This is a genomic window from Vogesella mureinivorans, assembly GCF_007644035.1.
Classification (GTDB): domain Bacteria; phylum Pseudomonadota; class Gammaproteobacteria; order Burkholderiales; family Chromobacteriaceae; genus Vogesella; species Vogesella mureinivorans.
Window position 1 is genome coordinate 1 of sequence record NZ_VMTV02000777.1, and the last position, 271, is coordinate 271.

Annotated in this window: 1 protein-coding gene; it reads right to left on the reverse strand. The window is 68.6% G+C overall.

Annotated elements, in window-relative coordinates:
- Nucleotides 1-271: TVP38/TMEM64 family protein (locus tag FLQ44_RS23820; protein ID WP_206208975.1), on the reverse strand; the 271-nt coding region annotated here is incomplete at both ends.

Genomic DNA, 271 nt, shown 5'->3' on the forward strand with positions numbered 1-271 from the left:
GTGACCAGCCCCGCCGAGCCTGCGCCGATCGCGACCAGGTTGTAGTCGAAGTGCTTCGGCCGCTGGAAGCCGGCATAGACCCGCCGCGCCTTCAGCCAGCCGAGTACGCCCTTCAGAAGCAGCGGCAGCAGGCCGATCGCGGCAAAGGCCAGAAGCAGGCCCGGCGAGGCGATGTCGCCGGGTGATTCGATGCTGGCGAGCTGGGTGCCCGCGTACACGTAGACCACGGTGGCCGGCAGCATGCCGAGCTGGCTGACCCAGTAGTAGGTCC